This window comes from Methylibium sp., assembly GCF_013817365.1.
Taxonomy (GTDB): domain Bacteria; phylum Pseudomonadota; class Gammaproteobacteria; order Burkholderiales; family Burkholderiaceae_C; genus Methylibium.
The window spans coordinates 1-6,529 of sequence record NZ_JACDCU010000221.1 but is presented as its reverse complement, the minus strand read 5'-3'; the positions used below and the strand labels follow the sequence as shown (position 1 = coordinate 6,529).

At 66.7% G+C, this 6,529-nt stretch carries 8 protein-coding genes; 7 read left to right on the top strand and 1 reads right to left on the bottom strand.

All coding sequences use genetic code 11. The features are described 5' to 3' along the window. The 7 genes from H0W38_RS13650 to H0W38_RS13620 form a co-directional block, all read left to right on the top strand. A partial coding sequence (locus H0W38_RS13650) for a (d)CMP kinase (RefSeq protein ID WP_292454942.1) occupies positions 1-291 on the top strand: 291 nt, incomplete at its 5' end. Between the two features lie 156 nt (positions 292-447). Further along, positions 448-2,163 (top strand): 30S ribosomal protein S1, encoded by a 1,716-nt coding sequence (rpsA, locus tag H0W38_RS13645; protein WP_292454940.1) that lies wholly within the window; start codon positions 448-450, stop codon positions 2,161-2,163. A 109-nt stretch (positions 2,164-2,272) separates the two neighbouring features. Continuing rightward, on the top strand, positions 2,273-2,605 hold the full coding sequence (locus tag H0W38_RS13640; RefSeq protein ID WP_292442291.1) for an integration host factor subunit beta: 333 nt from the start codon (positions 2,273-2,275) through the stop codon (positions 2,603-2,605). Positions 2,606-2,651: 46 nt separating this feature from the next. After that, complete coding sequence (locus H0W38_RS13635) at positions 2,652-2,975, top strand: lipopolysaccharide assembly LapA domain-containing protein (protein WP_292454937.1); 324 nt, start codon at positions 2,652-2,654, stop codon at positions 2,973-2,975. Further along, complete coding sequence (gene lapB / locus H0W38_RS13630) at positions 2,965-4,134, top strand: lipopolysaccharide assembly protein LapB (protein ID WP_292454934.1); 1,170 nt, start codon at positions 2,965-2,967, stop codon at positions 4,132-4,134. Before H0W38_RS13635 ends, lapB begins: the two co-directional genes overlap by 11 nt. Before the next feature lie 103 nt (positions 4,135-4,237). Further along, complete coding sequence (gene rfaE1, locus H0W38_RS13625) at positions 4,238-5,146, top strand: D-glycero-beta-D-manno-heptose-7-phosphate kinase (RefSeq protein ID WP_292454943.1); 909 nt, start codon at positions 4,238-4,240, stop codon at positions 5,144-5,146. Positions 5,147-5,325: 179 nt separating this feature from the next. Next, the gene (locus H0W38_RS13620) at positions 5,326-5,694 is read left to right on the top strand and encodes a helix-hairpin-helix domain-containing protein (RefSeq protein WP_292454931.1); all 369 of its coding nucleotides are present in this window, start codon (positions 5,326-5,328) and stop codon (positions 5,692-5,694) included. A 14-nt stretch (positions 5,695-5,708) separates the two neighbouring features. Here H0W38_RS13620 and H0W38_RS13615 read toward each other — a convergent pair. Next, on the bottom strand, positions 5,709-6,529 hold an 821-nt coding region (locus H0W38_RS13615), incomplete at its 5' end, for a patatin-like phospholipase family protein (protein ID WP_292454929.1).

The following is a 6,529-nucleotide window of genomic DNA, read 5'->3' as shown; positions in this document are numbered from 1 at the left end:
TTCCCTGACGCCGCGCTCAAGGTGTTTCTTACCGCGAGTGCTGCAACACGCGCGGAAAGACGCCATAAGCAGTTGATTTCAAAAGGAATTTCTGCTAATCTTTCAGCCCTTCGCGACGATCTCGAGGCGCGCGATGCACGGGACCAAAACCGCAGCATCGCGCCTTTGAAGGCGCCTTCGGAGGCCAAGCTGCTCGACAACTCTGCGCTCTCGATCGATGCTTCGGTCGAACAGGTGCTCGATTGGTGGGCAGCGTTGCAGCCGTTCGGCAAGGGCGTGGATTCGGATTGAGCCCCGCCGAACGGTCCCAGGCCCGACGCTTCTTCTCAGTGCCTCTTTCGCTGCCGCCATCCGGCAGCACAGGCACAAGGAAACGCCGGTTTTTCAACTGAATCCGCCACGCCCGTGGCAGCAGCACCGGTCCGCCGGTCCCTAGGAAACAACCCAATGTCAGAACTCGCAACCGCCTCGTCGCAAGGCATGGAATCGTTCGCCGCCCTCTTCGAGGAATCGCTCAAGCGCTCGGACATGCGCACCGGCGAAGTCGTCTCTGCCGAGGTAGTGCGCATCGAGCACAGCTTCGTGGTCGTCAACGCCGGCCTCAAGAGCGAAGCGTATGTGCCGATCGAGGAATTCAAGACCGACCAGGGCGTGCTCGAAGTTCAGGTCGGCGACTTCGTCTCGGTCGCCATCGACGCGATCGAGAACGGCTACGGCGACACCATCCTGTCACGCGACAAGGCCAAGCGCCTGGCCTCTTGGATGTCGCTCGAAACCTCGCTCGAGTCGGGCGACTTCGTCACCGGCACCGTCAACGGCAAGGTCAAGGGCGGCCTCACCGTCCTCGTCAACGGCATCCGCGCTTTCCTGCCCGGCTCGCTGCTCGACACGCGTCCGGTCAAGGACATGACGCCGTTCGAGGGCAAGACCATGGAGTTCAAGGTCATCAAGCTCGACCGCAAGCGCAACAACGTCGTGTTGTCGCGCCGCGCCGTGGTCGAGGCTTCGATGGGCGAAGAACGCGCCAAGCTGCTGTCCACCCTGCGCGAAGGCGCCTTCGTCGACGGCGTGGTGAAGAACATCACCGAATACGGTGCCTTCGTCGATCTCGGCGGCATCGACGGCCTGCTGCACATCACCGACATGGCTTGGCGCCGCGTGCGCCACCCGAGCGAGGTGGTGCAGGTCGGCCAGGAGCTGACCGCCAAGGTGCTCAAGTTCGACGCCGAGAAGAACCGCGTCTCCCTGGGCCTCAAGCAAATGGGCGACGACCCGTGGGTCGGCGTGTCGCGCCGCTACCCGCAAGGCACGCGCCTGTTCGGCAAGGTCACCAACATCGCCGACTACGGCGCGTTCGTCGAGATCGAACCGGGCATCGAAGGTTTGGTGCACGTCTCCGAGATGGACTGGACCAACAAGAACGTCGCGCCGTCCAAGCTGGTCACGCTGGGTGAAGAGGTCGAAGTGATGGTGCTCGAGATCGACGAGGACAAGCGCCGCATCAGCCTGGGCATGAAGCAGTGCAAGGCCAATCCCTGGGACGAGTTCGCCCAGGAACACAAGCGCGGCGACAAGCTCACGGGCCCGGTCAAGTCGATCACCGACTTCGGCGTGTTCGTGGGTCTGGCGGCCGGCATCGACGGCCTGGTGCATCTGTCCGATCTGTCCTGGCACGAGCCGGGCGAGGCCGCGGTGCGCAACTACAAGAAGGGCCAGGAAGTCGAGGCCCTCGTTCTGGCCATCGACGTGGAACGCGAGCGCATCTCGCTGGGCATCAAGCAGCTCGACTCCGACCCGTTCACCACCTACACCTCGGTCAATGACCGCGGCATGACGGTGACCGGCAAGGTCAAGACGGTCGACGCGCGCGGCGCCGAGATCCAACTCACAGACGACGTCACCGGCTACCTGCGCGCCAGCGAGATCTCTCGCGACCGCGTGGAAGACGCCCGCAACGTGCTCAAGGAAGGCGAAGAAGTCTCCACGCTGATCATCAACATCGACCGCAAGACGCGCTCGATCCAGTTGTCGATCAAGGCCAAGGACAACGTCGACAACCAGGAGGCGATGCAGCGCCTGTCGCAGACGTCCGAGCGCGAGAACGCCGGCACGACCAGTCTGGGCGCCTTGCTCAAGGCCAAACTGGACCAGGGCAACAACTGATCGACCCTCAGGCTGGAAGCCCCGGCTTCCAGCCTGCGCGCATGCCTTCACGCGTCAGTGCGAGGGCATTCGTGCAGGCCCGTCCTCCCACTCACGAGCGCACCGACCGATGACCCGTTCCGACCTCGTGGCCCTGCTCGGTGAACGCTTCAGCCAGCTGACGCAGCGCGACACCGAATTCGCCGTCAAGACCATCCTCGACGCTATGAGCGATGCGCTCGCGCGAGGTCACCGCATCGAGATCCGCGGTTTCGGCAGCTTTTCGATCAATCGCCGCCCGCCGCGCATGGGCCGCAACCCACGATCGGGCGAGCAGGTGCTGATCCCCGAAAAGCTCGTGCCTCATTTCAAACCCGGCAAGGCGCTGCGCGAGGCGGTCGACGCCCGCACCGCCGCGCTCGAAGCCCAGGCCGCGCAAGCCGCCGACACGCCGGCGCCCTGAATGCGTTCGCGGCGCAGACCGAGAGCGTCGATAGAATCCCGCGACCATGCGCATCGTCCTCTGGCTCTTTCGGGCCGCGATCTTCTTCACGCTGTTCGCGTTCGCGTTGAACAACCAGCACGATGCCGCCGTGAGGTGGTTCTTCGGCCAGGAATGGCGTGCGCCGATGGTCTTCATCGTGCTTGCCGCCTTCGGCCTGGGCTGTGCGCTGGGCATCATGGCGATGCTGCCGAGCTGGTGGCGGTTGCGCCGCGACGCCCAGGCGCAGCGCGTGCCGCGCAGCGACACCGCCACGACGATGCTCGACGTGGAAGCGGTGCGCGCTGTCGAGCCAGCACCGCTGGAACATCCACCGCGCGATGGAGTTTGATCCTCAGACAGCACTTCCGCTGGGCCTGCTGGGGCTGATGGTGGCTTTCGCGCTGGGCTGGCTCGCCTCGCGCTTCGATCTCAAGCAGTGGAAGCGCGAACAACAGGAATCGCCCAAGGCCTACTACAAGGGGCTGAACCTGCTGCTCAGCGAACAGCCCGACAAGGCCATCGATGCCTTCATCGAAGCGGTGCAACAGGACCCCGGCACGTCGGAGCTGCACTTCGGGCTGGGCAACCTGTTTCGCCGCCGCGGCGAGTACGAGCGCGCCGTGCGCGTGCACCAGCACCTGCTCGGCCGGGGCGACTTGTCGGTCACCGAACGCGACCGGGCCCAGCACGCGCTCGCTCAGGACTTTCTCAAGGCCGGCCTGTTCGACCGCGCCGAGGCGGCCTTCAAGGCGCTCGAAGGCAGCGCCTTCGGCACCGACGCCAAGCTCGAACTGCTCACGCTTTATGAGCGCACCCGTGACTGGCCTGCCGCCATCGAGATCGCGCGTCAGCTCGAGGCGGCCGGTGCGGGTTCTTTCGCAACACGCGTTGCTCACTACCACTGCGAGATCGCGCTCGAGGCCGACACGCGCCGCCGCCCGGTCGAGGCCGACGCTGCGCTGCGCGAGGCCCGCACGGCCGCGCCGCAAGCTGCGCGGCCGCGGGTGCTGGAGGGCCAGCGTCATATGCAGGCAGGTCGCCATCGTGAAGCGCTCACTGTGTGGGACGCCTTGCTGGCGGTGCAGCCGACCACGTTTGCGCTGATCGCGGCGGACTACGCCGCCAGCGCCCTGGCCTGCAAAGACGAGGGCGCGGCTTCATCGCGACTGAAGACGGTCTACGAGCGCCAGCCCAGCCTCGATTTGTTGACCGCCCTGCTTCGCCTGACGCCGGACGCCACGCAGCGCCAGTCGCTGTTGCGGGCGCACTTGCAGGCTCACCCGACGCTCTCGTCCGCCGTGGTGCTGCTCAAGGAACAACTGGCGCGCGGCGAGACACTGTCGATGACCGATGCCGAGCAGCTCCAGCTGCTCGCCGCCGCCGCCGCCAAGCCCGGCCAACGCTACCGCTGCGCGGCCTGCGGCTTCGAGGCCCAGCACTACTTCTGGCAATGTCCCGGTTGCCAGACCTGGGACAGTTATCCGCCGCGGCGGCAGGAGGATCAGTGAGACGGCCGCCGACTCACTGCTGTACCGGAGAATGCGGTTTTTGCCTGCGGGCCACCGCAGCGCTCAGGAAATCGCCGTGAGCAACGTCCCGAGCAAGGAACGCATGGCTGCGGCCCGCGTGCTGGTGGTCGGCGATGCGATGCTCGACCGCTATTGGTTCGGCGCGGTCGAGCGCATCTCGCCCGAGGCGCCTGTGCCGGTGGTGCGCGTGAACCGCGAGGAGGAGCGCCTGGGCGGCGCGGCCAACGTGGCGCTGAACGTGAAGGCGCTGGGAGCGCAGGCCACGCTGCTCACGGCCGTCGGCGACGACGAGCCGGCGCGCGTGCTGCGTCGACTGCTCGAACGCGAAGGCATCGCCTCGCTGCTCGGCAGCGACCCCAAGCTCTACACCACCGTGAAGCTGCGTGTCATCGGCCGCTCGCAGCAGCTGATCCGCATCGACTTCGAGAACCAGCCGGAGCACGAAGTGCTCACACAGATGCTGGCAGACTACGAGCGGGTGCTCCCTGCGCATGACGCGGTGCTGTTCTCCGACTACGGTAAGGGCGGTCTCACCCACATCCCGCGCATGATCGAGCTGGCGAGGCGCGCCGGCAAGCCGGTGCTGGTCGATCCCAAGGGCAGCGACTACCGCTCCTATGCCGGCGCCGACCTGGTCACACCGAACCGCGCGGAACTCGCGCTGCTCATCGGCGGGTGGACCGGCGAGGAGCAGTTGCAGGAGCGCGTGCAGGCGCTGCGTCAGGAACTGGGCCTGCAGGCGGTGCTGCTCACCCGCTCCGAAGAAGGCATGACGCTGTACGACATCGCCGGCACGGCCACGGTGCCGGCTCAGGCCCGCGAGGTGTTCGACGTCACCGGCGCGGGAGATACCGTGATCGCGGCCATGGCCACGCTGCTCGCCTGCGGCATGACGGCGCGCGACGCCATGCCAATCGCCAATCGCGCCGGCGGGCTGGTGGTCGGCAAATTCGGCACGGCCAGCGTGAGCTACGACGAGCTGTTCGGCTGAGTTCCTGAAGGCGTCGCAGTCGCGCAGCACTCGTCGCGCACAAGGCGCCCAAGCCGCAACGCCGCTGCCCAGCCCCCATCGTGACGCCCTCCTCTTGGGGTCGGCAGCTGTGACGCAGCCGCCTAGCATTTGTCTGCAGGCTCCAAAGCGCTGCAGTCCCCCAACCCAGGAGAAAAAACATGATCAAGACTTTGCTCGGCGCCGTGCTCGCGCTGTTTGCCGCTGCTGCCTTTGCCGCGGTCGATGTCAACAAGGCCGACATGGCTGCGCTCGATAGCGTCAAGGGCATCGGCCCGGCGCTCGCCACCAAGCTGCTCGACGAACGCAAGAAGGGCAACTTCAAGGACTGGAACGACCTGATCGACCGCGTCTCCGGCGTGGGCTCCGGCAATGCGGCCCGCTTCTCGGCCGCGGGCCTGACCGTCAACGACGCAAGCTATGCCGGCGCTTCGCCTGCCGCGGCCAAGACGACGAGCAAGACGCTGGCTCCCACCAAGGCAACCTCGGCAGCACAGAAAACCGACAAGCCGCAAGCAAGCACCCGCTGAAACGGTCGATCGTCTTACGCCGCCGCGGACTGCCCCGTCCGCGCGCGGCCCCAGCCGAAAAAGCGCAGCACGTCTTCCCGGCGTGCCAGTGTGTCGGCCTCTCCCAGCGCAATCAGCTCGCGCGTGTACGGCGCCTCGAAAAGCAGGTAGCTGGCCAGCGCCGCGCCCCCATCGCCGCCGCTCTCGCATGGCACCTCGCCGGCGGAGACGCCAACGGCTCGCAGCATGGCGCGCACCGGTGCCGGCAGCGCCTGCAAGTGGTGCGCGGCAATGTCGTCCAGGCGCTGGCTCGGCGCGATCACCAGCAGCTCGATCGGCCGCAGTGAAGTGCGGGAGCGTGCTTCGGGTCCAAGCAGCGACAGCGTGTGGTTGACGCGCTGCAGCCGTTCGATGTCAACGGCCAGCGCATCCAGAAAGATGTTCGACAGCGCGTGTCCGGCAATCTGCGCCAGGCTCGGGTAGCCGACGACCGCGGCCCGTGCGCCTACCGGCTCGTGCAGCCGTCCGGCGCCAACGACGAGGATGCGATCGGCGCCCAGATGCACGGCGGGCGAGATCGGTGCCGACTGCCGCATCGAGCCGTCGCCCACGTGATCGCAGCGTCCCAGGACCGGCAGAGGCACTGCCGGGAAGATGAACGGAATCGCCGACGAGGCCATCAGATGCTCATGCGTCAGGCGGGCGCGCACGGCAACGCGTTGCGAGCGCGCCCATGGCGCGATCTCGTCCACCGCCTCGTAGAAAGTCAGGTGCTCACCGGTGCTGTAGCTGGACCCGGTGATAGCCAAGGCGCGCAAGTGGCCGGCCTGCAGGTGGCCTCGCAGTCGCTCAAGGG